The sequence below is a fragment of the Moellerella wisconsensis ATCC 35017 genome, assembly GCF_001294465.1.
GTDB lineage: Bacteria > Pseudomonadota > Gammaproteobacteria > Enterobacterales > Enterobacteriaceae > Moellerella > Moellerella wisconsensis.
The window spans coordinates 318,962-345,417 of record NZ_LGAA01000018.1 but is presented as its reverse complement, the minus strand read 5'-3'; the positions used below and the strand labels follow the sequence as shown (position 1 = coordinate 345,417).

The following is a 26,456-nucleotide window of genomic DNA, read 5'->3' as shown; positions in this document are numbered from 1 at the left end:
TTATACTTTGGGTATTAGAATTTTATATTGAGGCCAAAATGAAATTATCAACTCCATTGTTTAAATGTCTACTTCCTGCAATAGCATTATGTGTACCGCTATTTTGGGCAACAACCTCCGTTGCGGCAAGCTGTACATCGGGAAGCACCTGCGTTACAGTCGGGAATGGTGTCGAAGATCCTTTAACCAAAGAACAAGCCCGGCAAGAAAAGCAGCATTGGGATGAAACAAAATCTCTGCGGAGTAAAATAACTTCTCGGACTGAAAAAGAATTTAATAAACTGGAACAAGCTATCGATAACGAAGATACCTGTCGCAAAAGTTTAAATAGAAATGCATACTGGGAACCTAATACTCAACGCTGTTTAGACACTAATACTGGCTATCCAATTAAGCCTTAATAATAAGATAGCTTTATTCTGATAGAAATGAGGGAAATGACTATGAGTAAGAAAGTTTTATTTTCAGTATTATTTTTAATGTTTGCACCTATTGCAGCACAAGCATCTTGTGAAAGTGTTATCCAAGATATTAAACAGAAAATCATTAATAATGGTGTCGCTGAAAACGCTTTTAAACTAGAAGCAGTACCTAATGATGAAGCGGATAATGCCGGTGGGCAAATTGTTGGCCATTGCCAAAATGAAACTTATAAAATTATTTATACTCGCTTTGCTAACGGCAATAATGAAGCCCAATAAGCCATATTGTTTTTATGTTAGATAATTAGACTAAAAAGGGCGCGCTGCGCCCTTTCCTTTTATACTGAGTATTACGCGTATTCACATATATATGATTGCAATGCATCAGCATCTAAATATTGAGCTAATTCTTTCTCTTCAGGCCGTAATAAATAAGGTATTTCACCAATTAATGGCGCATCGAGATGTTCTTGTAAGCGATTAATAATTTGTGCGTAATGCGCTAGTCCCGGATTAATTCGGTTAGCAATCCAACCAATTAACGGTAGGCCATCTTGTTTAATTGCTTCAGCAGTTAATAATGAATGATTGACACAACCATGCTGAATACCAACCACTAAAATAACCCCTAGTTTTTGCTGTTTAACCCAGTCGGAATAAAATGTGTTGTTATTAAGCAGATAGCGCCAACCGCCATTACCTTCGATAATTACCGTATCCGATTGTTTATTTAAATGATCTAAACCGTGTTGGATTTTATCAAAGTTAACTTGTGTATCGTTTTCGTAATTGTTTTCCAATTGAATGGGATTAATTTCTTCATAAGAAACATTTAGTTGTGATGCCTTATGAATTAGTAAAGCATCTTTATTTCTCAAACCTTCGGTGGTATCAATACAATTATCGGCAATGGGTTTATAACCAACGGCTTTAGTCCCGTTTGTATTGAGAAGTTGGAGGATCGCAAGTGTCGCTACCGTTTTGCCAACATCGGTATCTGTCCCTGTCACAAATAGATTAGTAACCATAATTAATTTATATCCTGAAATGACAGAACTGGTGAAATAGATGATATAAGTTCAGTTTATGGTAATGGAGATAAATGAAGCTTGCGTTAGCTCAATTTTTGGTTGGAAAGCTAAAAAAACCAGTCTATTTATGTTGCTTTTTCGTTATCGTGGTTTAACCCTGTAACAATTTTAACAAAAGCTCACCATTATATAATGACTGTTTAATTAAGGCTGATGAATTATAAGTCCCTGTATTCGTATATTTTGCCGCTCTTAATTGCAGGTTTGAAGTGTATTTAGGAACTGACGTTGATTTTATAATAGCAGCTAGTTGTGGATAAAAAATTTCGGCGATAGTATTTAATGGTGAGCCGATAACAATGACTTCAGGACCAAAAATATTAATCAATGGCGCAATAGCACGACCTAAATCTCGACTGAAATCACCAAGAATTTCTAAACATAAAGGGTCTTTAGCCACGATTGCCTGACAAAAATGTTTAATAGTAATCTCTTGCTGATGCAGTATTGATTGAGGATACTGTGCTAATAAGATAGTTATACGCTTTAATAAATTAGGAATACTCGCTACTGTTTTTAAGCAGCCTATATTTCCACAGGAGCACTTAATCCCTTCTCTATTAATTTGCATATGGGCAAGTTCAATAGTTCGTGAATTTTCAGCATGAATAAGATAATTGTTAGTAATAACCCCTGCATTTATTTGATCATCTAAAATAATATGTAAAATATTAGCGCAGTCCTTAGCTGCTCCAACAAAACTTTCGGTTAACGTCCATGCATAAATATCTTTTTGTAAATAGACAGGTAAGCCTATTTTATTTTCAATCTGTACTTTAATGGGTAAATTTTTAATATTGTAATCATCTAATTGATTAATAATCCCCGCCGATGGATCTATATTTGCTTGAGTTATAATAGTAATAGCGGTTAATCTTTCTAGAAAATTTTGGTAGCGAGAGAAAAATAAACTAATAGAGTCGAGGAGTTGTTGGCTAAAATTAGCATTTCCCTGCGCGGTAAAATCAAATTCATCCTCAATAATTAGGTTAGCATTTAATTCTCTTAGTGAAAAAACAAGCTGTTGTTTATTAATACGGATAGCTAAAAATTGCCACCCTTCACTGTCTATTTCTAACCCAACCGCGGGTCGGCCTCTAAGCCCTAAAACGGGGAATTCTATCTCTTTAATTAAATGAGCCTCGGCTAATTCCCGAGTGATCTTAGTAATACTTGCAGGTGCGAGTTTGGCCTTTTTTGACAGGCTAATTCTGGATATCGGTCCATGCAGATCAATTAATCGATAGATTAATCCTGTATTTAATTGCTTAATCTGGTCATTATGACCAGTTAGATTATCCATACTCATAATTAATTTGTACCACAAAATAAACACCGGTTAATTATGCTAAACCTGATCAAAAGATGTAACTTAATACATCAAATACGTGACTAGCATCACATAAATAGTTATTTAGCATTCACTATATTGTTAACTAATAAATCAGTTAATTTTTGCGCAGCGGCAGGAATAGATCGCTGTTTATTTGAGACCAACCATACTTCAGAAGTTGCTGTTTTATCAGATAATTTAAGATAACGAACCCCATCGACTTTCATGCGAGTAAAAGATTGTGTGATGATAGAGATCCCCATTCCTGCAGCAACTAACCCTAAAATAGTCATTGCTTCCCCTGCTTCTTGTGAAATAGTTGGGGTAACCCCGGCAGCCGTTAATAAGTGTAATATCTCATCATAAAGCGCTGTTCCTACATCACGCTCAAAAAAAATCAGCGGATAATCAGCTAATAACGCAATATCTACATGGCTCGACTCATAGGCCAATAATGGATGCCCTTCATAAACAGCCAGCATAAAGGGTTCTTTAAACAGTAATTGATATTCAAGCTGTTCTGGAAGTTCCGTGTTCCTCATGATCCCAATATCAATACGCCCGGTCAGTAACGGCGCTATTTGTTGTTTAGTATTCATTTGGTGCATATGAATACCCACATCAGGATAGGTTTCTCGATATTGCCTGAGGCTCATGGTAACTTTATTCATAAACGGCGTAGTTGATGTGAAACCAATTGAAAGCTCTCCAAGTTCCCCTTTTTCCATCCGTGCCGCTTTTATTACCGCAGCATCGACCTGAGACAATATTTGATATGCCTCTTTTAGAAACATTACTCCTGCGGGCGTTAAGCTGACATTACGGTTATTGCGCTCTAATAATTTAGCCTTTATCTGCTGTTCAAGTGATTGTATTTGCTGACTTAGTGGCGGTTGTGAAATATGTAATCTGTCCGCAGCTCGGCCAAAATGTAACTCTTCAGCAACAGCAACAAAATAACGTAAGTGCCTTAATTCTATGGACATTTTCTAATTGAGATCCTTTTCATATCAATCTAGACCATTAATATATTAGACAAAAAAGTACTAAGTTTCTATTCTGTGATCTCCACTTTAAAAATAGTGATAATCTAAGGACAGAATACGTGAATATCTCCGATAAACCGAGGGTTGAAGAATCCATTCCGAGCCAAAAGACGTCGGCGCTCAAACCGCAAAATAAACATTTTATTCAGCGTAATGACGCTTTATATTTACGGGTCACTTTATCATTTTTTACCGTCGGGTTAGCCACTTTCGCCCTACTCTATTTTGTACAACCTATTCTGCCTTTATTATCAGAAGATTTTAATGTTTCTCCAGCCACGGCAAGTTTATCACTTTCATTATGTACGGGGATGATGGCATTAGGATTATTAATTACTGGTCCTATCTCAGATGCTATCGGACGCAAAAATGTTATGGTGATCGCATTAACTTGCGCGGCATTATTTACCTTACTCAGTTCGGTGATGCAAAGTTGGCAAGGAATATTAATAGTACGTGCATTAGTTGGATTATCATTAAGCGGCGTTGCTGCTGTGGCTATGACTTATTTAAGCGAGGAGATCCATCCCAGCTATATTGCCTTATCGATGGGTTTATATATTAGCGGTAACTCAATTGGTGGGATGAGTGGCCGTCTAGCGACCGGGGTTATTGCCGACTACTATTCTTGGCGCGTGGCAGTGATCATCATCGGCCTATTGGCATTAATTGCAGCCATTAGCTTTTGGCGTTTATTACCGCAATCTCAGCATTTTAGACCTAGCTCACTCAAACCTAAATCTCTATGGATCAATATTCAACTGCATTTTCGCGATAAAGGCCTGCCGTTGTTATTTATTGAGGGATTTATATTAATGGGCGGTTTTGTCACACTGTATAATTATATCGGTTATCGATTGCTTGAAGCTCCATATAACTTTAGTCAGGCAGCAGTAGGTTTTTTATCGGTTATTTATTTGACTGGAACTTACAGTGCTTCAAAAGCCGGCGCTTTGACCAATAAGTTTGGCATGTCCAAGGTGTTAATTTCCGCGTTATTAATGATGTTAATCGGTATTTTAATCACACTATTTTCCCATATCGTACTGATTTTTATTGGCATGACAATCCTTACAACCGGATTTTTCGCTGCTCATTCTGTGGCAAGCAGTTGGGTTGGTCACCGCGCTAAGCGCGCACGAGGCCAAGCTTCGTCACTGTATTTATTCAGCTATTATGCTGGTTCGAGTATAGCTGGTACGGTTGGCGGCATCTTCTGGGTACATTTTGGCTGGTCTGGTGTGGTCTATTTTATTGCTGCAATGTTAATATTTGGATTATTGATTGCCTTAAAATTAAAACAACAAGCTGATATCCTCCCTATCTAAGCGCCCTATAAATAGTGGTGTCTCGATACTGTTTTATCGCAGTAATCGACATCACTATTGGTTTCTTGCACCCTTCTTTTTTTCTTTGTTATATAGTTTTTCTGCTCGTGCATCTAGAGCACTTAAAATCAACATTGGCCTTACTGTTTAGCGTGTATTTTATCTCAGGTGTTTATGTGTTACTCTTTGGTTACCACACAATTGCATGTTGTAACTAATAACTATGATAAAACCTAAACTAGAACTCAATCAGTGCTTCAATCAATTAGAACAAAAAATCGCAGAATTTAGTCAGCTTTTGCGGCAGCAAAAATTATTAGCAGCGAAGGTATTTGAGCTACCTTCGGTAAAAAAAGGCCAAGAACATGATGAAATAACTCAAATAAGTGTGAATACTTTAGAAAATAAAATTGCTTTAGATAAAGCAATAAAACTGTATAACTTACTGTTTATCTTTGATAAGTCTGAATCTGTTAGTAGTAAATCTGCGATTAGACTCCCCGGTGCTCTATGCTTTAGCGTATCAGCAGACAACTATCAACAATTGACAGCGCTAATTGATGAAATCAATAAATTAAAACATCAACTAAAATACATTGTCACCAAGGCTTCGGGTGTAGATGAGAATAAACGTTTTGAGTTTGTGCATGACAATATTCACGGATTAATTACCTTAAATGCCTATCGCACCCTCACCTATGTGAAGTCACCAAATAGCGTCCGTTTTGGTTGGGCAAATAAAAAAATCATTAATAAAATCACTAAAGCACAAATGTTAGATAAACTGCAATTCAGCTACGAGAATAGCCGGACACCTGCGGGTTATCAACCTTCGGAGTGGCTTGAGCAAATTAATCAAGAAATACGGCTTATCGCTAGTTTGCGGGAACCAGTGACCCTGAAAACTCAACGGCCGGTTAAAGTGCAGCCGATAGCTCGAGTGTGGAATAGCGAGCAGCAAAAACAAACCCAGTACGCCTGCCCTCTTCCATTATTAATTTTTTTAATCGAGCCGATAGAAAACAGTATCATTATTGGTGATTTGAACGATTACGATGCCAGTAATATTACACTGCGACATAAGCCGAAAAGTAAACCGTTAGAATTATTAATTCCTAGGTTAAATTTATATCGTGAATTACCTTAATATTCAGCCGCAATAATACTGTTTACGGCTTAAGATCATTATTCAAACTTTATGATAAAAATTATATTGATAGAGACGGATAATATAAAAGCCATCTTAGTCGGCTAAGATGGCTTTCTAATAACGGTATGTATGTTGCTTCAGCTAATAAACATAGCTCAGCGTAAAGTGACGATTATTTCATGCTACCGACCATATTTTCAGGACGTACCCACTCATCAAATTCAGCATCGGTTAAATAACCTAATTTCAATGCAGATTGCTTCAGTGTTAATCCTTCTTTATGGGCTTTTTTAGCAATTTCAGCGGCTTTATCATAACCGATATGGGTATTTAATGCGGTCACTAGCATTAATGATTCATGCAATAACTTATCAATACGCTCACGGTTTGGTTCAATTCCTATCGCACAATGCTCATTGAAACTGCGCATTCCATCAGCCAATAAACGGACTGATTGTAAGAAGTTATCAATAATCATTGGACGGAAAACGTTTAATTCAAAGTTACCTGATGCGCCACCAATATTAATGGCTACATCGTTACCCATAACCTGTGCGCATAACATAGTAACTGCTTCACACTGTGTTGGGTTAACTTTACCTGGCATAATTGAGCTGCCCGGTTCATTTTCAGGAATAGAAATTTCGCCGATTCCACAACGAGGGCCTGATGATAACCAACGTACGTCATTGGCAATTTTCATCAACGAAGCTGCTAGCCCTTTCAACGCACCATGGCCATGAACTAATGCATCACAAGTTGCTAACGCTTCAAATTTATTGGGTGAGGTCACAAACGGCTGACCAGATAACTCAGCAATTTTTTTCGCGACACGTACTGCATATTCAGGGTGTGTATTTAGTCCAGTGCCTACTGCTGTACCCCCTAGTGCTAGCTCGCATAGATGAGGAATACTCTCCTCTACATGCTTGATATTATAGGATAACATCGCTGCCCAGCCTGAGATTTCTTGACCAAGAGTCAATGGAGTGGCATCTTGTAAATGAGTACGGCCAATTTTAACGATATCTTTAAATGCTTCTGCTTTGGCCGCTAATGTCTGCTGAAGTTGCTTTAATTCCGGTAATAATTGTTCACGCAATGCAGTAACCGCAGCTACATGCATTGCTGTTGGGAATACATCATTAGAACTTTGGCTTTTATTCACATCATCATTAGGATGGATAAGGCGTTCGTTACCGCGTTGACCGCCGAGAATTTCACTACCACGATTAGCCAGCACTTCGTTCATATTCATGTTACTTTGTGTACCGGAGCCCGTCTGCCAAATAGCCAGCGGGAATTCTGTTGGGTGTTTACCCGCCAGAACTTCGTCAGCAGCAGCAGTAATTGCCTCTCCGCGATCCTTCGGTAATAATCCTAAATCCATGTTGACGCAGGCTGCCGCTTTCTTGGTTAATGCCAGTGCATGAATCAATGCAACAGGCATTTTTTCTACCGAAATACGGAAATGTTCTAAAGAACGCTGAGTTTGCGCTCCCCACAACTGGTCAGCAGGTACTTCAATGGGTCCCATTGAGTCTTTTTCAATGCGATTAGCTGCCATTACTTTCTCCTTACTTAGTACACAGAAAAATTAAATTATGAACAATCTGTTGAACAGAAAACTAAAAATCGATGAACATATGATGCCATAAATTTAATTTCAATTATGCGACTTATGCGTGTTTATTGTATTGTAGTTAAAAGGAAATATGTTGATTTTATCACTAATGAGGGTTTTGCGATGTTAAAAATGACCAATCAAATTCAAAATTATGCTTGGGGAAGTAAAAAAGCCTTAACGTCACTTTATGGCATACAAAATCCTGATAATTTACCCATGGCAGAATTGTGGATGGGTGCCCATCCCAAAGCCAGCTCTCGAGTTATGGATAGTTCAACGCATAAATTAATCAGTTTAAAATCATTGATTGAAGCTGATCCAATTGCCACTCTCGGCGAGAAAATAGCTTATAAATTCAATCAATTGCCATTTTTGTTTAAAGTATTATGCGCCGCACAGCCTCTATCGATTCAAGTTCATCCGAATAAAACTTATGCTGAAGTCGGCTTCGCTAAAGAAAATGCTGCGGGCATTGCACTGGATTCACCAAATCGAAATTATAAAGATGATAATCATAAACCCGAATTAATTTACGCTCTTACTCCGTTTAAAGCGATGAATGCGTTCCGTCCATTAGCTGAAATTGCCAATCTTCTTGATTTTGTCTCTGCGGCACATCCTGAAATTCAATTATTTGTTCAACAGCCGACCGAAGAAAAACTGGCAAAATTATTTGCACAAATTCTTAGTTTATCTGGAGAACAAAAAGAACGCGCGCTTGGCGTGTTAAAATCTGCGCTTAATAGCCGTCAAGGTGAACCTTGGAATACAATTAAAAAAATGGCTAGTCTTTATCCTGAAGATAATGGCTTATTCTCACCGTTACTGTTAAATGTGATTGAATTACAGCCTGGAGAAGCGATGTTTCTTTACGCTAGAACTCCGCACGCTTATATTGAAGGCGTCGGATTAGAAATAATGGCTAATTCAGATAATGTATTACGTGCAGGTTTAACCAATAAGCATATTGATATTCCAGAATTAATTGCTAATGTTGATTTTATCCCTAAAGAGGTAGAATCTTTATTTTCTGAACCTCAAATAAATGGAAATATCTGTAAATACGATATACCTGTAGAAGATTTTGCATTTTGTATATATTCTATTAATCAAATGCAGACTAAAATAGAGAATGAAACCGCTTCAATCCTGTTTTGTATTGAAGGCGAAATTAAAATAACATCCAATAATGATGAGTTGTTAATTATTGCTGGCGAATCTATTTTTCTCCCTGCTTCTGATAAGTTAGCTTATATAAACGGTCATGGTAAACTGGCCAGAGCCTATAATTTGTAGTCATTAACTTTGTATTTTACTCGTCATTGATTTTTTTCAATAGACGGCAATATAAATTTTCGTAATTCGTATTAAGCACCGTTGTGTTACAACGGACAGAAAGGATGGATGTTCAGCATGAAAAAGTCATTAGTCGCGGTTGGCGTTATTATCGCAGTAGGCGCAGTATGGACGGGCGCATCATGGTACACAGGTTCTAAAGTTGAATCTGAATTCAGTCGCGTGATTGAAAAAACTAACCAAGCGTTGGCCGTTAGCCTGCCAGATACTGGAATTGTGTTAAAAGTTGAAAATTATCAACGTGGTATCTTCAGTTCTAATGCAGATGTTCTGATCACTAGTGCGGATTCTACCGATAACTCCGATGCTATCGTGATTAAAACTAACATTGATCATGGTCCTTTCCCTGTATCTCAAGTGGCTAAATTTAATTTAATGCCAAAATTAGCTGCGACACATGTTGAACTGGCTAACAACAAAGTAACTGAGAAACTGTTTAAATATACCGACGGTAAATCATTAATCAACGGTACTACTGTTATCGGTTACGGCAAAGGTATCGATTCAACATTTGATATTATTCCATTAGATATTACTGAAAATGGTAATAGCCTAAAATTCAGTGGTGCAAAATTCGTATTTGAAGGTACCGCAGATCTAAAAGATATTAAAGCTTCTTTAACCAGTGACAATACCGTTATTTCTAGCGATGCTGAAAAAGAAAGCATGGTATTAAAAGGCCTGAAGTTTACGAGTGATATCACAAAGACTGACTATGGTTTTTATACTGGCGATCAAGCTTTAGTTGTTGAAAATGTTGATGTTAATAATAATAACACTGCCTTCTCTTTCAAAAACTTAAAGGTTAATTCAGCGACTTCTGTTGCAGATAAAAATGCCAAAGGAAGTTTGACTTATAGCATTGATGATTTAGACGTTCTCGGCCAAAACTTAGGCTCAGGTAAAATGTCATTATCAATGGATCGTGTAAGTGCCGAAGCCTTGGGCAAATTCATTACTGATTACAACGAAGCAATTTCACAAAGTTTATCGGATGGCAGCTTACCGTATGTTGCTGATCAATTAGCGATGCGTATGCTATCAACAAGTCTGCCTGAATTGATGAAATCAAATCCACAATTTGCTATTTCCCCACTGTCTTGGAAAAATGCGGCTGGCGAAAGCAACTTTGACCTGTCAATAGATTTCAATGCATGGACACCGGAAGAATTAACTAATTTAGGAATGTCTAACAAAGCTGACGAAGCCGTGAAAAAACTGTTTAAAAGCTTTGATATGAACATCAAACTGTCAAAACCTATGCTTATCGAAGCGATTGCCCAGTCGCACAGCATTGATTCAGGTAAAGTAGTTAACGCAGAAGAGAAAAAAGCGTTCACCGAACAAGCGACTCAAGAATTAACTACCATTGAAGCGCCATTAACTGCTGATATGTTCTCTTCACCCTATGAAGATATGTTCTTAACTGACGAACAACGTGCAGAAAAAGCCAAGCAAAAACCAACGCCTTGGATGGTCAATAGCGATGATGCATTAACTATGTCATTCAAATTTGACGGCAATGACATTATGGTTAATGGCCAGAAATTTGCTTTAGCTGATTTCCTGACTAAAATGCATGTCATGACACCAACTGCTGAAGAACAACCTGAAGAACAGATTGATGTACAAGAAGAAATTGAAGTTCCAGCTGTAAGTGAACAGGCTCCAGCGGCACAATAATAATTTCAGTTTAAGTTATTGTTAATATCATTTATCTTTTTGTTAAAACGCCAGTCAATCTCTTTGACTGGCGTTTTTTATTATTCGTTTCACTATATAGACTAAAAGGACGAGAATTGCATGATAAACCATACTATTCCATTGACCGACTTACACCGACATCTTGATGGCAATATTCGTCCACAAACCATATTATCTCTTGCAAGACAGCACAATATCGCTCTGCCTGCGGATGAATTAGAAGCATTACGCCCTCATGTTCAAGTGCTTAGCAATCAACCAGACTTACTCGGTTTTCTACAAAAACTTGATTGGGGTGTGGCAGTATTGGCCGATCTAGCCGCCTGTTATCGTGTAGCTTTTGAAAATGTAGAAGATGCCTATCATGCAGGAATTGACTACGCCGAGCTGCGTTTTTCTCCCTATTATATGGCGATGAAACACCAATTACCTATCGATGGTGTTGTCGAGGCAGTAATCGCAGGCATTCAAGCGGGAGTTAAAAAATATCCCATAAAAATTAATTTAATCGGTATTTTAAGCCGAACTTTTGGACGCGAGGCGTGCCAACAAGAGTTGGATGGATTATTAGCGCATAAAGACCATATCTGTGCCCTCGATTTAGCCGGAGACGAGCTCGGTTTCCCAGGGGAGTTATTCCATTCGCATTTTACCCAAGCCAAAGATGCGGGTTGGCATATAACGGTACACGCCGGCGAGGCTGCGGGTCCCGCCAGTATTTGGCAAGCGATAAATCAACTCGGCGCCGAGCGGATTGGTCACGGCGTTAAAGCCATACAAGATCCTCAATTAATGGATTATTTGGTTGCCCAAGAGATTGGAATTGAAAGCTGCTTAACCTCTAATCTGCAAACCAGTACCGTAGCTTCTCTGGCAGAGCATCCATTAAGGAAATTCTTAGCCGATCAGGTTATTGTATCCATCAATACCGATGATCCGGCGGTACAAGGAATAGAGATAGCTCATGAGTATCAACTCGCGGCTAGCGATGCTGGGTTAACTCCCGCAGAGATTTTACAAGCGCAGCGCAACGGTCTACGTATGGCATTTTTAAGCGCCACAGAAAAACAGCAATTAATTGAAATTGCTGCACAACGTAAATAGCTTATTTAATCGAATCGGTCAATTTAGTAGGTCAATGATGTGACCTACTAAATTAAACGAGTTTAACCTACCGTGATGACAAATTGACAAATCATAAGCCACGCTAAACCGCTTAAGCTCTATTGATGAACTCAAGTCTATACTCAGAACAGATTCCAAATATCTAAACAACATATCGGTATTAGACAATTATTGCGTATGTATCAATTTATTATTTTTCAGTCATCAAATAGTTACGCCGAGATCTCGGGCTTATTCGGCTTTTTGCTTAGCTCCCTGATTAGCGTAGCGTTGTGCAAGTACCGCACAAACCATCAATTGGATTTGATGGAAAATCATTAATGGCAATAAAATCACCCCAACGACAGATGCCGGAAATAATACATTCGCCATAGGTACACCATTCGCCAGACTTTTCTTTGAACCACAAAAAACAATCGTAATTTCATCGGGCTTACTAAATTTCAGTAATCTCGCTGCAGCAATATTCATCACAATTATCACCAATAACAGTAAGCAGCTCACTACACAAATCATCAATAACGAAAAAGCATCGATTTTTTGCCAGATCCCTTCAACCACTGCTTCACTAAAAGCAACATAGACCACTAATAAAATCGATGAACGGTCAGTGATATTAATTAATTTACGATGACGATTAATCCATTTTTCAATTAACGGCCTCGCCAGATGTCCAACGATAAACGGAAGCATCAGTTGCAGTAAAATTGAGCCAATCGCATTAAAAGTATCTACAGCTTGGCTACCATCAGCGTCCATCAACATCCCAACTAATATAGGCGATAAAAACACCCCAAGAATACTGGATGCCGAAGCACTACAAACTGCCGCTGCGACATTGCCTCCGGCTACCGAAGTAAAGGCTATCGCTGACTGTACTGTTGCGGGCAAAGCACATAGATAAAGAAAGCCCATATATACCGTAGGCGACATCCATTCTGGCACCATAAAGTGCATGCCCAGCCCTAAAATCGGAAACACAATAAAAGTACTGCTAAACACCAACAAATGCAGCCGCCAATGACGAATGCCCGCCATTATCGCTTCCCGCGATAATTTAGCGCCATGCATAAAAAATAGCAGTGCTATCGCAGCAACCGTTAAGTATTTAAAGCCTATTTTAACCTCACCTTCGCAAGGAAAAATACTCGCAATTCCAATCACCAATAGCATGGTAATAAGAAACGGGTCGATTTTTAATTTATTTAGCCAAGGCATATTACTTCTCAATATAATATTACTGGCACCTTATCCTGATGCCAGTAATGATTAAATAAAAACTACCATTCCAACCTGTTCCATTTAAAGGAATTATTCTTCAATAGTTGTTCTAAAATAGTTGTTCTAAAATTGTTATTCCAGAACAATAGTTTGCTGCTGTTTTGCCGATTTAACACCGGCTTCGATTAACTTCATGACCATAATTGCTTGCTCAGGTGTAACAGGATTAGCTTCTCCTTCGCGGATAGCTTGGTAAATCGCCGTATAAAAGCCACCATAATTGCCTTTTTCATTCGGCCACGGCTGTTCAACTAATTGATCACCCTGTGACAGCGTCACAATTCCTGCACGTGGATCCACACCCCAATTATCGCCGACTGGATAATGCCCCGTTTTTAATAAATCTTCTTGGGTATCCAAGCCATATTTAACATAACTGCCCAGCATTCCATGCACAGTATAAACAGGCGATTCAGCAGCAGCCACTGTTGTCGCATGCAGAACCACCTTTTTATCAGCATAATTAAGCATCACATGAAAGTAATCTACCGCTTCTGCTCCCGGCCTGATCTCAGCCAGATCGGCGGTGATCGATTGCGGCTTACCAAAAAACTGCAACATTTGATCTAACAAGTGCGGGCCTAAATCGTACCAAATCCCACCGCCGGCGACAGCCGATTCGCGCCAGCGTTGACGCACTGCCGGGCGATATCTATCAAAATGTGAGCTATAATATTTAATATCGCCGAGGATCTGCTGATCCAACAGTTTTTTCAACGTTAAAAACCCTGCGTCAAAGCGACGATTATGATAAACCGATAGCAATAAACCAGCATTTTCCGCTTGATTCTTCAGCGCCTCAGCTTCATCTACTGTTACAGTAAATGGCTTATCGACCACGACATGCTTACCTGCTGCCAAAGCCTCTTGTGCTAATAAATAGTGAGTATTATTAGGCGTAGGGATGATAATAAGTTCGATATCGGGATTATTAAATAAGGCTTCTGGCGAGGAAACTACGGTAACATCGGGCAAATCCGCACTAACTTTTGCCGGATTGCTGCTTGAGACAGCGGTGAGTTCAAACTGATCTAAAGCCACAATAAAAGGTGCGTGAAATGTCTTACTTGCATACCCATACCCTACTAATCCAACTTTAATTGGTTTAGTCATAATTACCTCTTTATCTCGGTCAGATGATAGATTTTAAATTAATCATTAATATTAATTAGCTAGAGAAGAAAGTACCACTAGTGTTTGCTGATTAGCAAACTAAACTAAAATAGCTCTATCCCTTAGCGACATGTTAAGATAGCGCTATTTCCCGTCATTGAGTTGATATCTATAATGAAACCTTTAAATGATTACCAGCATATTAATGGTTGGCTATTAGCGCCAGCGACCTATCTAGTTGTTATGTTTGTTGCTGCTTGCGGCATGTTTATATTGTATATTTTAAAATTTTTTGATTTATATTCAGCTTATGGAGCATGGCCTAGCTTTCTACCACTTAGCTGGTATTTATCTTTAGCAACGACGTTATTAATGGGTCTTTTTACTGCTCACGTGATTAAATTGATGTTTTTTCGAGCACGCAAATTCCCACGTATGTTCATAATTTGGCTCATGATTTCATTAGTTCTCGGACTGAAAACCTTCGCATTTTCACCGATTGACGATACTATGGCGCTAAAAGTGCTATTATGGCCATTATTTGCCGCATCGTTATTTGTGCCCTATATGAAACGTTCATACCGCGTAAAAATGACTTTCACACAAGATCGATAAGCCACGCTAAAATTGCTTGTTATTATAGCCGGGTTATTTTTAATAATTCGCTAATTCTTTTTCGTTTTTTATCAACACGTTTCAGGCAATGCAATGACTGATTATCTGCTTTTATTTATCGGGACCGTTTTAGTTAACAACTTTGTGTTAGTTAAGTTCCTTGGCTTATGCCCGTTTATGGGCGTCTCAAAAAAACTCGAAACCGCCATTGGAATGGGCTTTGCAACCACCTTTGTAATGACCCTTGCGTCTATCACCTCGTGGTTGATGGACACCTTTATTCTGATCCCTTTAGATCTCATTTATCTGCGGACATTAAGTTTCATTTTAGTGATCGCGGTGGTGGTCCAATTCACCGAGATGGTCGTACGTAAAACTAGCCCGACCTTATATCGCTTATTAGGTATCTTTTTACCGCTAATCACCACTAACTGCGCGGTTTTAGGGGTTGCACTACTTAATATCAATCAATCCCATAACTTTTTACAATCGGCAGTCTATGGTTTTGGTGCCGCGGTTGGTTTTTCATTAGTCATGGTGCTATTTGCTGCAATACGCGAACGACTGGCAGTCGCCGATGTACCCGCGCCATTTCGGGGCTCATCAATTGCGTTAGTTACCGCGGGTTTAATGTCTTTGGCCTTCATGGGCTTTAGTGGTTTGGTGAAATTCTAATGATATCGTTATGGATTGCTATTGGCATATTAGCCGCATTTGGGCTGATATTTGGCCTTATTTTAGGTTACGCATCTCTGCGTTTTAAAGTCGAAGAAGACCCGATTGTCGAACAAATCGATCATATTCTACCACAAAGCCAATGTGGTCAATGTGGTTATCCTGGCTGCAAACCTTACGCAAATGCGGTAGCCAATAATGGTGAAATGATCAATCGTTGCGCTCCTGGTGGCGAGCAAGCGATGTTGAAAATTGCGGAGCTACTAAATGTAGACCCGCAGCCACTAGAAGGCGATGAAGCCGTATTAAATCCTCAGCGCAAAGTGGCAATTATTGATGAAGAGAACTGTATTGGTTGTACCAAATGCATTCAAGCTTGCCCGGTAGATGCAATTATTGGTGCAACGCGAGCCATGCATACAGTGATTGAAGATCTGTGTACTGGCTGCGATCTGTGTGTGGCCCCCTGCCCAACAGACTGCATTGAATTAGTTCCAATCAAAACATCCACCTCTAACTGGAAATGGGATTTAAATTCGATTCCGGTTAAAAATATTACATTACCAACAACTCCTATCACTCCGAAGGGATCGACTCAGGGTGAATCGCATGTTTAATTTATTTAACTGGTTGAAAAAAGACAATATTTGGGATTTTGATGGTGGTATTCACCCACCTGAAATGAAATTACAATCCAGCCAAACCCCCATGCGTATCGCCGCGGTACCTGCGCAATTGATTATTCCATTACAGCAGCATTTAGGCCCTGAGGGTGAATTATTAGTTAAGGTTGGCGATTATGTATTTAAAGGCCAACCGTTAACCAAAGGGATTGGCAGAACCGTCCCGGTACACGCGTCTTCCTCCGGGATTGTCAGTGCTATTGAGCCACGCGTTACTGCGCATCCTTCCGGATTAGCTGAGCTGTGTGTAATTATTACCACCGACGGTAAAGACCAATGGGGTGAACTACATCCACATCCTGAATATACTCAGCTGACGGCTTCCGAGCTATTATTCCATATCGAACAAGCAGGCATTGCCGGCCTTGGCGGTGCGGGATTCCCAACGGCAGCAAAATTAGCTGGCGCAGGGCAAGCGATTAAAACACTAATTATTAATGCCGCAGAATGCGAGCCTTACATCACGGCCGATGATCGCTTAATGCAAGAGCATGCCGATGAAGTTATTGAAGGCTGCCGAATTTTGATCCATTTGCTTAACCCTGAACAAGTGTTAATAGGCATTGAAGATAATAAACCCGAAGCCATTCGCGCCTTAAAAAAGGCACTAACGCAACACGACCCACTGATCCATATTCGGGTGATCCCCACCAAATACCCTTCGGGGGGAGCTAAACAATTAACTAAAATTTTAACTGGCAAAGAAGTACCCTCTGGCGCGCGTTCATCTCAAATTGGCGTATTAATGCAAAATGTCGGCACGGCGGTTGCCATTAAACGCGCAATTATTGACGGACACCCTTTAATCGAGCGCGTGGTAACTGTGACGGGTGAAGCTATACAGCAACCGGGAAACTTTTGGGCGCGTTTAGGTACACCCGTACAATATCTATTGCAACAAGCGGGTTTTCAACCACAAGATCAACAAATGGTGATTATGGGGGGGCCATTAATGGGCTTTACCCTGCCCGACCTCAGTGTGCCTATCGTAAAAATCAGCAACTGCCTGTTAGTGCCTACCGCAGAAGAAATGGGGCTTAAAGCACAAGAAGAAGCCTGCATTCGCTGTGGGCTCTGTGTCGAAGCTTGTCCTGCTGGTTTACTGCCACAGCAACTATATTGGTTTAGCCAAGGCAAAGAGCACGATAAAGCACAAAAGCATCATTTATTTGACTGCATTGAATGTGGCGCTTGCGCCTATGTATGCCCGAGCAATATTCCTTTGGTGCAATATTACCGCCAAGAAAAAGCAGAAATCAAAGAGATAGCCCAAGAAGAACGACGTGCTAACGAGGCTAAACTGCGATTTGAAGCTAAACAAATCCGTATGGAAAGAGAAAAAGAAGCGCGTGAAGCTCGACATAGAAAAGCCGCCGTGCAACCAGATAGCGATGATAAAAGTGCGGTTAATGCAGCTTTAGCTCGTGTAAAAGCAAAACAGCAGTCTGCCGCCGAAAGCATTACTGTCGATCCGACCCAGGCTCCAGATAACAGCGCAGTGATTGCCGCTCGTGAAGCACGAAAAGCACAAGCACGCGCACGCCAAGCCGAGAAAAAAGCCGCTGAGTCATTATCCACGTCTACTGAGCTACCAACCGCCACAGCAGAAGCCGTGGCTGAAACTGATCCACGCAAAGCTGCTGTAGCCGCTGCGATTGCTCGAGCTAAAGCCAAAAAAGCCGCACAAGCTGGTGCTGATCTCTCGGCGGAGGCTGCCGAAACAGTAGCTACCGAAACAGTAGCTACCGAAACAAAAGCTTCTACAACAGCGTCTGCAACCACAGCACCTGAAGCTGCAACGGAAGCCGGAGCCGAAACTGATCCGCGCAAAGCCGCTGTAGCCGCTGCGATTGCTCGTGCTAAAGCCAAAAAAGCCGCACAAGCTGGTGCTGATCTCTCGGCGGAGGCTGCCGAAACAGTAGCTACCGAAACAGTAGCTACCGAAACTACAGCTTCTACAACAGCGTCTGCAACCACAGCGCCTAAAGCTGTAACGGAAGCCGGGACCGAAACTGATCCGCGCAAAGCTGCTGTAGCCGCTGCGATTGCTCGAGTGAAAGCCAAAAAAGCCGCACAAGCTGGTGCTGATCTCTCGGCGGAGGCTGCCGAAACAGTAGCTACCGAAACAGTAGCTGCCGAAACAGTAGCTGCCGAAACAACAGCTTCTACAACAGCGTCTGCAACCACAGCACCTGAAGCTGCAACGGAAGCCGGGGCCGAAACTGACCCACGCAAAGCCGCTGTAGCCGCTGCGATTGCTCGTGCTAAAGCCAAAAAAGCCGCACAAGCTGGTGCTGATCTCTCGGCGGAGGCTGCCGAAACAGTAGCTACCGAAACAGTGGCTGCCGAAACAACAGCTTCTACAACAGCGTCTGCAACCACAGCGCCTGAAGCTGCAACGGAAGCCGGGGTTGAAACTGATCCGCGCAAAGCCGCTGTAGCCGCTGCGATTGCTCGAGTGAAAGCCAAAAAAGCCGCACAAGCTGGTGCTGATCTCTCGGCGGAGGCTGCCGAAACAGTAGCTGCCGAAACAACAGCTTCTACAACAGCTTCTACAACAGCGTCTGCAACCACAGCACCTGAAGCTGCAACGGAAGCCGGGGTTGAAACTGACCCACGCAAAGCCGCTGTAGCCGCTGCGATTGCTCGAGTGAAAGCCAAAAAAGCCGCACAAGCCAGCACGATTGAGATTGATACGCCAAGTTTACAAATGGAAATAGATAATCAATTATCGCCGGCTGCCGATGAGCCCATCGAAGACGAAACTGATCCACGTAAAATAGCAGTTGCTGCGGCAATTGCTCGCGTAAAAGCAAAGCGTGAAATGCAAAAACATGAAGAAACATCGATAGAATAGCGAAAAAAATATGAAATTTAGACCCATAAATCAACAAAGTCGTCGTTTAAAAATCGCTAGCTCGCCGTTTACTCACGACCAACATAATACCCAACTAATTATGCTGTGGGTAATTATTGCTGCTATTCCCGGTATTGCCGCGCAGCTTTATTTTTTCGGAATTGGTACTTTATACCAGTTAATTTTAGCCATGCTAACCGCCATTATTACCGAGTCTATCGCGGTAAAATTACGCACACGTAGCATAAGCACCGCGCTCAAAGATAACTCGGCATTAGTGACCGCACTATTATTAGGCGTTAGTTTGCCGCCTTTAGCACCTTGGTGGTTAATTGTTATTGGTACTGTATTTGCCATAATTATAGCCAAGCATCTGTATGGTGGATTAGGTCAAAATCCGTTCAATCCCGCCATGGTCGGCTATGTCGTACTGCTCATTTCATTCCCCGTACAAATGACCAGTTGGCTACCGCCGGATGCGTTACAAAATATCCCTACCTCAGCTTGGGATAGCCTAATGATTATTCTCACCGGGCATACACCTGGAGGATCTACATTAGAGCAGCTACGCTTAGGAATTGATGGCATGAGCCAAGCTACGCCGCTCGACAGCTTTAAAACCGGCTTATTAACCCATGCCATTGACGAAGTCTTAGCGCAACCCATATTACAAGGCTCATTAGCCGGCATTGGTTGGCAATGGGTAAATATCGGTTATTTATTTGGCGGATTAATCATGCTTAATCGCAAGGTGATCAATTGGCAAATCCCCGTTTCATTCTTAGCGGTACTCGCGATTTGTTCTACCATCAGCTGGTTAGTTGATGATGGCCATTATGCTCCGCCACTATTCCAATTACTGTCTGGCGCAACGATGCTTGGTGCATTCTTTATTGCCACCGACCCAGTGACGGCATCAACAACACCTCGCGGAAGATTAATTTATGGCGGGCTGGTTGGGTTATTAGTATGGATTATTCGAGTCTATGGCGGCTACCCAGATGCTGTTGCATTTGCGGTATTATTGGCAAATATCGCGGTACCATTAATCGATAATTATACGCAACCACGAGCATACGGGCATAAATAAGGAAAACAGATGTTAACAACTATGCGACGCCATGCGATTACTTTGGCACTGTTTGCCGCTGGAACCACCGGATTAAGTGCAGCGGTTTATACCTTGACTAAACATATTATTGCGGAACAAGCCCAAATTGAGCAAAAAAAATTATTGGACCAAGTGGTTCCTCCACAAATGTACGATAATCAGTTTAGCCAAGAATGTTATTTAGTCACTGCACCCGAGGCCCTGGGGACTGCACAACCGCACCGCTTATATATCGCGCGCAAACAAGGTACTCCTGTCGCGGCGGCGTTAGAATCTACGGCACCTGATGGCTATTCAGGCGCTATCAACTTAATTGTTGGCAGTGATTTTAACGGTAACGTTTTGGGGGCTCGGGTTACTGAACATCATGAAACGCCAGGGTTAGGTGATAAAATTGAAACTCGGATTTCCGACTGGATCACCCATTTTAGTGGTAAAAAAATTGATGCTGATAATCTATCACCTTGGGCAGTAAAAAAAGATGGTGGAGAGTTCGATCAATTTACTGGAGCAACCATCACACCACGAGCTGTGGTCAATGCTACAAAAAGAACCGCTTTATTTATGCAAAATGTTACCGATAATCTGGCCGATTATCCTGTGTGTGGAGAGGAATAATAATGAATCAGACTAAAGAATTATTTGCTCAAGGGCTGTGGAAAAATAACTCTGCGCTGGTTCAATTACTGGGTTTATGCCCATTATTGGCCGTTTCATCAACCGCCACCAATGCATTAGGTCTCGGTTTAGCAACCACTTTAGTGTTAGTCTGTACTAATGTTGCGGTATCGGCCTTTCGTCGTTGGGTGCCTTCAGAAATTCGTATCCCCATTTATGTAATGATTATCGCCTCAGTAGTTAGCGCGGTACAAATGCTGATCAATGCCTATGCTTTTGGGTTGTATCAATCATTGGGGATTTTTATTCCACTAATTGTCACCAACTGTATCGTGATTGGTCGTGCTGAAGCCTTTGCTGCCAAAAATCCAGTCTATCAATCAGCGATGGATGGCCTTGCGATGGGACTAGGGGCAACCGCTGCCTTGCTGGTATTAGGAGCCATGCGTGAAATTCTTGGTAATGGTACGCTGTTTGATGGCGCGGATTTATTACTTGGCTCTTGGGCTAAAGTACTGAGAATTGAAATTATTCATCTCGATTCGCCATTCCTTTTAGCCATGCTCCCTCCTGGTGCCTTTATTGGTCTTGCACTAATGCTGGCATTAAAATATTTAATTGATGAAAAAATGAAACAGCGCCAGACCCATAAGTCGCTAACCCAAAATAAAACTCAAGAAGCTGAGCCTCAAACAGAATTATCCACCGAGCGCGCTTCAGAAGGACAGTCAAGCCATTAACACCGATTATCGGCATGGTGCATGGCCGGCATTATTATCTAAATCAACATGTTGTGAGCTATGAATAAGACCAAAAGGATTGAAATTTTAACCCGTTTGCGGGCAAATGACCCACACCCAACCACCGAATTAAACTTTAACAGCCCATTTGAGCTGTTAATTTCGGTGTTATTGTCAGCTCAAGCGACCGATGTCAGCGTGAACAAAGCCACAGCCAAGCTGTATCCGATAGCTAACACACCAGAAAAAATCTTGGCACTTGGCGTTGATGGCTTAAAACCGTACATTAAAACCATTGGTTTATTTAATACCAAAGCTGAAAATGTGATTAAAACCTGCCAAATGTTAATCGAAAAACATCAAGGTGAAGTTCCAGAAGATAGAGCCGCACTAGAAGCATTGCCGGGCGTTGGGCGGAAAACTGCTAATGTGGTATTGAATACCGCTTTCGGTTGGCCAACCATTGCTGTCGATACCCATATTTTCCGCGTTTGTAATCGCACTAATTTTGCCCCCGGGAAAAATGTCGTTGAGGTGGAAGATAAACTGCTAAAAGTGGTACCCGCTGAATTCAAAGTTGATTGCCATCATTGGTTAATTTTGCATGGTCGCTATACCTGCATTGCCAGAAAACCACGCTGTGGTTCTTGCATTATTGAAGACTTATGCGAATTTAAACAAAAAGTTTATCCTGAAAATTAACTCAATACGGGCCCAAAAGTTATCACGCAGGCGAGATTATACTTGCCCGATAACTTTGATTTGCGTAACAATGGGCGTTAAATTTTAAACTCCACGAAAAATGGTAAGTATGTTTCAAGATAATCCGCTGCTTGCACAGCTTAAACAGCAACTTCACGCGACCACGCCGAGAGCGGAAGGGATCGTAAAAGGTACAGAAAAAGGTTTTGGCTTTCTTGAGGTTGACGGACAAAAAAGTTATTTTATCCCCCCGCCACAAATGAAAAAAGTCATGCATGGCGACCGGATCATCGCAACTATTCATACTGATAAAGACCGCGAATCCGTCGAGCCAGAAGAGTTGGTTGAGCCATTTTTAACTCGATTTGTCGGCAGAATTCAAAAGAAAGAAAACGATAATCGTCTGTCCATTATTCCCGACCATCCATTATTACGCGACGCTATTTTTTGTCGCCCTGCCAAAGACGTAGATCATCAATTTAAGCAAGGTGATTGGGCCGTAGCTGAAATGCGCCGTCACCCGCTTAAAGGCGATAAAGCTTTTAACGCTGAAATTACTGAATTTATTACTGACGCTGACGATCACTACGCTCCATGGTGGGTAACATTACGCCGCCATCAATTAGAGCGTATTGCCCCTGAGATGGTTGACAGCGAACGCGATGATAATGATCTAGAACGTATTGACTTAACCGATTTATTCTTTGTCACTATCGATAGCGCCAGCACCGAAGATATGGACGATGCGTTATATGTTGAACGCACAGAAGCCGGTGATCTCAAACTGTTTATCGCCATTGCTGATCCCACCAGTTATATCGCTAAAGACAGCCCATTAGATAAAATTGCCGCTGCCCGGGCGTATACCAATTATTTACCCGGCTTTAATATCCCGATGCTGCCCCGCGCATTGTCAGATGATTTATGCTCGTTGCGTCCGAATGAACGGCGTCCTGCACTCGTCTGCTCAGTCACCATTTTAGCTGATGGTACTTTAGCTGATGATATTCAATTTTTTGCCGCATGGATTGAGTCAAAAGCCAAGCTTGCCTATGACTTGGTATCTGATTGGATTGAAAAAACAGGAACTTGGCAGCCAGAAAACCCTCAAGTTGAGCAACAAATTGAGCGCTTATTTGAGATGTCTACCCGCCGTAGTCAATGGCGTCAGGATAATGCCTTAGTGTTTAAAGATCGCCCTGATTTTAGGTTTATTCTCGATGATAACGGCGTGGTAGTTGATATCGTCGCTGAAAACCGCCGTGCAGCTAACCGAATTGTAGAAGAAGCAATGATCACCGCTAATCTATGCGCTGCCTCAGAGCTGAAAAATAAATTAGGCTTTGGCGTGTTTAATGTGCATGCCGGTTTTGACCCACTAAATATCGAACAAGTGGTACAAACATTAAAAGATAATGGCATTGAAACTGACGCAGAGTCACTGCTATCTATCGAAGGCTTCCGTAAAATTCGCCGCATTTTAGACCGTCAGCCGACTCAATTTTTGGATAGCCGCGTTCGTCGGTTCCAGACATTTGCTGAAGTCAAAAATGAACCCGCGCCCCATTACGGATTAGGTTTTGATGCCTACGCGACATGGACATCGCCCATCCGTAAATATTCAGATATCGTCAATCACCGTTTATTAAAATCAATTATTGCCGGCAAACCAAGCACTGAGAAACCGTCAGAAGAGTTATCGCTTCATTTAGCTGAGCGTCGCCGTGCTAATCGCATGGCGGAACGAGATGTTGGAGATTGGCTATATTCTCGCTTCCTTAGCCCATATGCTGGGACTGACCAGGTTTTCAGTGCGGAAATCATTGATATAACACGCGGAGGGGTTCGTATTCGCCTAGTCGATAATGGTGCTGTAGCATTTATTCCCGCCACGTTCTTACATTCAACGCGCGATGAAATTCAATGCAGCCAAGAAACCGGCGCCGTTCTGATTAAGGGTGAACCCGTCTATAAACTGAATGATATTATTGATGTACGTATTGCCGAGGTCCGTATGGAGACTCGCAATATCGTAGCGCGCCCTGTCAACTAATTTCAGATTATCGATATTCTAGCCGGGTGAAAATCATCCGGCTTTTTATTGTGTCTATATTGTTCCTATCGAATTACTTACCCTGTCTATTTTTACTCGCTTGTTTTCTATATTGATAGCCCTATTATTGCATTGGACGGGCTTAATCTGCCCTATTTAACCTTATATCTTAGAGTAACTTTGTATTGGCGTAGCCGTAGTTTCGCAGAGTCCATTATGCTGGTGCTTCGTAAACAATATTCATAAACAATATTCGCAAACAATATTCGTAAACAATATTCGCACTAAAAGTTAAATTATCGGGGTAATTAAATAAAAATCCCCGATTATTCTCATTTGCTAATTACTGGGCTATGCTAACGTAGATTGACTATTAAAATGAGGAATTGAATTATGAAAGCTAGACAAAAATCCATTACAGCATATGCCGTAGCCGCAGTCGTAGTCCTTTCACTTTCTGCGTGTTCAAATATGTCTAAACGAGATAAAAATACCGCGGCTGGCGCAGGGATTGGTGCCGTAGGTGGCGCGGTATTAACCGGGGGAAGTGTATTAGGCACTGTGGGTGGGGCGGCTGTCGGGGGGGTTATTGGTCATCAGGTTAAAAAATAATACCATTAGCAAATGTCGCTTAAAAATACTATAAATAGGGCGCTTATTCTGCGCCCTATTATTTTATCCATTAATTAATATTACTGTCGCTCTGCATTTCTGATAAATCGACGTCTGTCATCCACTGATTTATCCACCAGCCAGCTTCACTTTATGACCCATGCCTTCAAGTAGCTGTTTAATTAAGTCGCGTTTATCGCCTTGAATTTCTATATTGCCGTCTTTAATCGCGCCACCACAGCCACATTTTTTCTTTAATTCAGCAGCCAATTTAGCTAATGCGCTATCGTCTAAATCCAATCCAGTGATAACACAAACCCCCTTGCCTTTTCGGCCAGAGGTTTCACGGCGGATCCGCACAATACCATCGCCTTTAGGTCGTTCAATACGTGGTTTTTCTTCCTCGATACGCCCTATATCAGTGCTATAGACTAAGCGGCTATTATTATCTTTCATTACAGCCCCTTCAGTGATTCATTAATTTGTTGTAGCATTTGGGTAGGAGAATCACTGCGAGTAATGGGACGACCAATGACCATATAATCCACCCCTGCGGCAATTGCATCTTGTGGGGTCATAATCCGACGTTGATCGCCAATATCACTGCCTACGGGACGAATGCCAGGAGTGACCAATTTAAAACCAGCGCCACATAATTGTTTTAAATGGGCCGCTTCATGAGCAGAGCAAACAACCCCATCCAATCCACTGTTTTTACTCAGTAAAGCTAGACGTTCTGCATGTTCGGCCGGTGAAACATCGATACCAATACCGGCCAAATCAGTTTGATCCATACTGGTTAATACTGTTACCGCCGTCAGTAGCGGGGCATCTTTACCGTAAGGTATTAATACTTCTTTCGCCGCATCCATCATACGTGTCCCCCCACTGGCATGTACATTGACCATCCAAACCCCCATTTCTGCCGCCGCAGCCACTGCACGCGCAACAGTATTGGGAATATCGTGGAATTTTAAATCCAGAAACACATCAAATCCACGTTGTTTTAATTGCTTAACCAGCTCAGGCCCATGAAAAGTAAACATCTCCTTGCCAACTTTTAGCCGACAATCGCGCGGATCAATACGGTCAACAAAGGCCAATGCCTGATTAATATCATCATAATCGAGAGCAACAATAACCGATGGATCGACAGGTGCCATTGTTTGATTTTGAGTTGGGGAGTTCATTTCTATGCTATGCCTTTATATCAT

At 41.4% G+C, this 26,456-nt stretch carries 25 protein-coding genes; 17 read left to right on the top strand and 8 right to left on the bottom strand.

The genetic code is table 11. The annotated features are described in order from the left end of the window. Positions 1-38 precede the first annotated feature (38 nt). Both M992_RS09650 and M992_RS09645 read left to right on the top strand, forming a co-directional pair. Positions 39-401 (top strand): DUF1283 family protein, encoded by a 363-nt coding sequence (locus tag M992_RS09650; protein WP_047256129.1) that lies wholly within the window; start codon positions 39-41, stop codon positions 399-401. A 42-nt stretch (positions 402-443) separates the two neighbouring features. After that, positions 444-701, top strand: a complete 258-nt coding sequence (locus M992_RS09645; protein WP_047256130.1) for a DUF1161 domain-containing protein — start codon at positions 444-446, stop codon at positions 699-701. 71 nt (positions 702-772) lie between these two features. Here the strand turns inward: M992_RS09645 and bioD are convergent, their stop codons facing one another. From bioD to M992_RS09630, 3 genes are all read right to left on the bottom strand, one after another. Next, complete coding sequence (gene bioD, locus M992_RS09640; protein WP_053908319.1) at positions 773-1,450, bottom strand: dethiobiotin synthase; 678 nt, start codon at positions 1,448-1,450, stop codon at positions 773-775. A 154-nt stretch (positions 1,451-1,604) separates the two neighbouring features. Continuing rightward, entirely contained in the window at positions 1,605-2,840 is a 1,236-nt protein-coding gene (locus M992_RS09635) for an ROK family protein (RefSeq protein WP_248842510.1), read from the bottom strand. A gap of 83 nt (positions 2,841-2,923) precedes the next feature. Next, positions 2,924-3,832, bottom strand: a complete 909-nt coding sequence (locus M992_RS09630; protein ID WP_053908317.1) for a LysR family transcriptional regulator — start codon at positions 3,830-3,832, stop codon at positions 2,924-2,926. 155 nt (positions 3,833-3,987) lie between these two features. Here M992_RS09630 and M992_RS09625 point away from each other — a divergent pair, with 155 nt between their 5' ends. Together M992_RS09625 and tus are read left to right on the top strand one after the other, a co-directional pair. After that, the gene (locus M992_RS09625; RefSeq protein WP_053908545.1) at positions 3,988-5,220 is read left to right on the top strand and encodes an MFS transporter; all 1,233 of its coding nucleotides are present in this window, start codon (positions 3,988-3,990) and stop codon (positions 5,218-5,220) included. A 223-nt stretch (positions 5,221-5,443) separates the two neighbouring features. Further along, a complete protein-coding gene (gene tus, locus M992_RS09620; protein ID WP_053908316.1) occupies positions 5,444-6,367 on the top strand; it encodes a DNA replication terminus site-binding protein in 924 nt (307 codons plus the stop codon). A gap of 175 nt (positions 6,368-6,542) precedes the next feature. Here tus and fumC read toward each other — a convergent pair whose 3' ends face one another. Then, positions 6,543-7,937, bottom strand: a complete 1,395-nt coding sequence (gene fumC, locus M992_RS09615) for a class II fumarate hydratase (protein ID WP_053908315.1) — start codon at positions 7,935-7,937, stop codon at positions 6,543-6,545. Between the two features lie 180 nt (positions 7,938-8,117). On the opposite strand from fumC, the gene manA reads away from it, so the two are divergent. From manA to add, 3 genes are all read left to right on the top strand, one after another. After that, positions 8,118-9,293 (top strand): mannose-6-phosphate isomerase, encoded by a 1,176-nt coding sequence (gene manA / locus M992_RS09610; RefSeq protein ID WP_053908314.1) that lies wholly within the window; start codon positions 8,118-8,120, stop codon positions 9,291-9,293. 117 nt (positions 9,294-9,410) lie between these two features. Beyond that, positions 9,411-11,036 (top strand): YdgA family protein, encoded by a 1,626-nt coding sequence (locus M992_RS09605; RefSeq protein ID WP_147638172.1) that lies wholly within the window; start codon positions 9,411-9,413, stop codon positions 11,034-11,036. A 120-nt stretch (positions 11,037-11,156) separates the two neighbouring features. Continuing rightward, positions 11,157-12,161: an adenosine deaminase gene (add, locus tag M992_RS09600; RefSeq protein ID WP_053908312.1), complete on the top strand. Its 1,005-nt coding sequence runs from the start codon at positions 11,157-11,159 to the stop codon at positions 12,159-12,161. 252 nt (positions 12,162-12,413) lie between these two features. On the opposite strand, the gene M992_RS09595 is transcribed toward add, so the two are convergent. After that, entirely contained in the window at positions 12,414-13,400 is a 987-nt protein-coding gene (locus tag M992_RS09595; RefSeq protein WP_053908311.1) for a bile acid:sodium symporter family protein, read from the bottom strand. 135 nt (positions 13,401-13,535) lie between these two features. Further along, positions 13,536-14,576: an oxidoreductase gene (locus M992_RS09590; protein ID WP_053908310.1), complete on the bottom strand. Its 1,041-nt coding sequence runs from the start codon at positions 14,574-14,576 to the stop codon at positions 13,536-13,538. Positions 14,577-14,750: 174 nt separating this feature from the next. Here M992_RS09590 and M992_RS09585 point away from each other — a divergent pair, with 174 nt between their 5' ends. From M992_RS09585 to osmB, 10 genes are all read left to right on the top strand, one after another. Beyond that, positions 14,751-15,191, top strand: coding sequence for a DUF2569 domain-containing protein (locus tag M992_RS09585; RefSeq protein WP_053908309.1), 441 nt, complete (start codon positions 14,751-14,753; stop codon positions 15,189-15,191). Positions 15,192-15,284: 93 nt separating this feature from the next. Then, positions 15,285-15,866 (top strand): electron transport complex subunit RsxA, encoded by a 582-nt coding sequence (gene rsxA, locus M992_RS09580; protein WP_047256142.1) that lies wholly within the window; start codon positions 15,285-15,287, stop codon positions 15,864-15,866. Further along, positions 15,866-16,483, top strand: a complete 618-nt coding sequence (gene rsxB / locus M992_RS09575; RefSeq protein ID WP_053908308.1) for an electron transport complex subunit RsxB — start codon at positions 15,866-15,868, stop codon at positions 16,481-16,483. The genes rsxA and rsxB overlap by 1 nt, the downstream gene beginning before the upstream one ends. Beyond that, positions 16,476-19,406, top strand: a complete 2,931-nt coding sequence (rsxC, locus tag M992_RS09570; RefSeq protein WP_053908307.1) for an electron transport complex subunit RsxC — start codon at positions 16,476-16,478, stop codon at positions 19,404-19,406. The genes rsxB and rsxC overlap by 8 nt, the downstream gene beginning before the upstream one ends. 10 nt (positions 19,407-19,416) lie before the next feature. Continuing rightward, on the top strand, positions 19,417-20,496 hold the full coding sequence (rsxD, locus tag M992_RS09565; RefSeq protein ID WP_053908306.1) for an electron transport complex subunit RsxD: 1,080 nt from the start codon (positions 19,417-19,419) through the stop codon (positions 20,494-20,496). A gap of 9 nt (positions 20,497-20,505) precedes the next feature. Next, the gene (gene rsxG, locus M992_RS09560; protein ID WP_053908305.1) at positions 20,506-21,135 is read left to right on the top strand and encodes an electron transport complex subunit RsxG; all 630 of its coding nucleotides are present in this window, start codon (positions 20,506-20,508) and stop codon (positions 21,133-21,135) included. A 2-nt stretch (positions 21,136-21,137) separates the two neighbouring features. Further along, a complete protein-coding gene (locus M992_RS09555) occupies positions 21,138-21,875 on the top strand; it encodes an electron transport complex subunit E (RefSeq protein WP_053908304.1) in 738 nt (245 codons plus the stop codon). A gap of 60 nt (positions 21,876-21,935) precedes the next feature. Further along, positions 21,936-22,577, top strand: coding sequence for an endonuclease III (nth, locus tag M992_RS09550; protein WP_053908303.1), 642 nt, complete (start codon positions 21,936-21,938; stop codon positions 22,575-22,577). A gap of 109 nt (positions 22,578-22,686) precedes the next feature. Next, positions 22,687-24,630 carry an exoribonuclease II gene (locus M992_RS09545; protein WP_053908302.1) on the top strand — a complete coding sequence of 648 codons (1,944 nt, stop codon included), beginning with the start codon at positions 22,687-22,689 and terminating at the stop codon, positions 24,628-24,630. A gap of 393 nt (positions 24,631-25,023) precedes the next feature. Then, positions 25,024-25,242 carry an osmotically-inducible lipoprotein OsmB gene (gene osmB, locus M992_RS09540; RefSeq protein ID WP_053908301.1) on the top strand — a complete coding sequence of 73 codons (219 nt, stop codon included), beginning with the start codon at positions 25,024-25,026 and terminating at the stop codon, positions 25,240-25,242. Positions 25,243-25,371: 129 nt separating this feature from the next. On the opposite strand, the gene yciH is transcribed toward osmB, so the two are convergent. Together yciH and pyrF are read right to left on the bottom strand one after the other, a co-directional pair. Further along, complete coding sequence (gene yciH, locus M992_RS09535) at positions 25,372-25,698, bottom strand: stress response translation initiation inhibitor YciH (RefSeq protein ID WP_053908300.1); 327 nt, start codon at positions 25,696-25,698, stop codon at positions 25,372-25,374. After that, positions 25,698-26,432: an orotidine-5'-phosphate decarboxylase gene (gene pyrF / locus M992_RS09530; protein WP_053908299.1), complete on the bottom strand. Its 735-nt coding sequence runs from the start codon at positions 26,430-26,432 to the stop codon at positions 25,698-25,700. The genes yciH and pyrF overlap by 1 nt, the downstream gene beginning before the upstream one ends. Positions 26,433-26,456 lie beyond the last annotated feature (24 nt).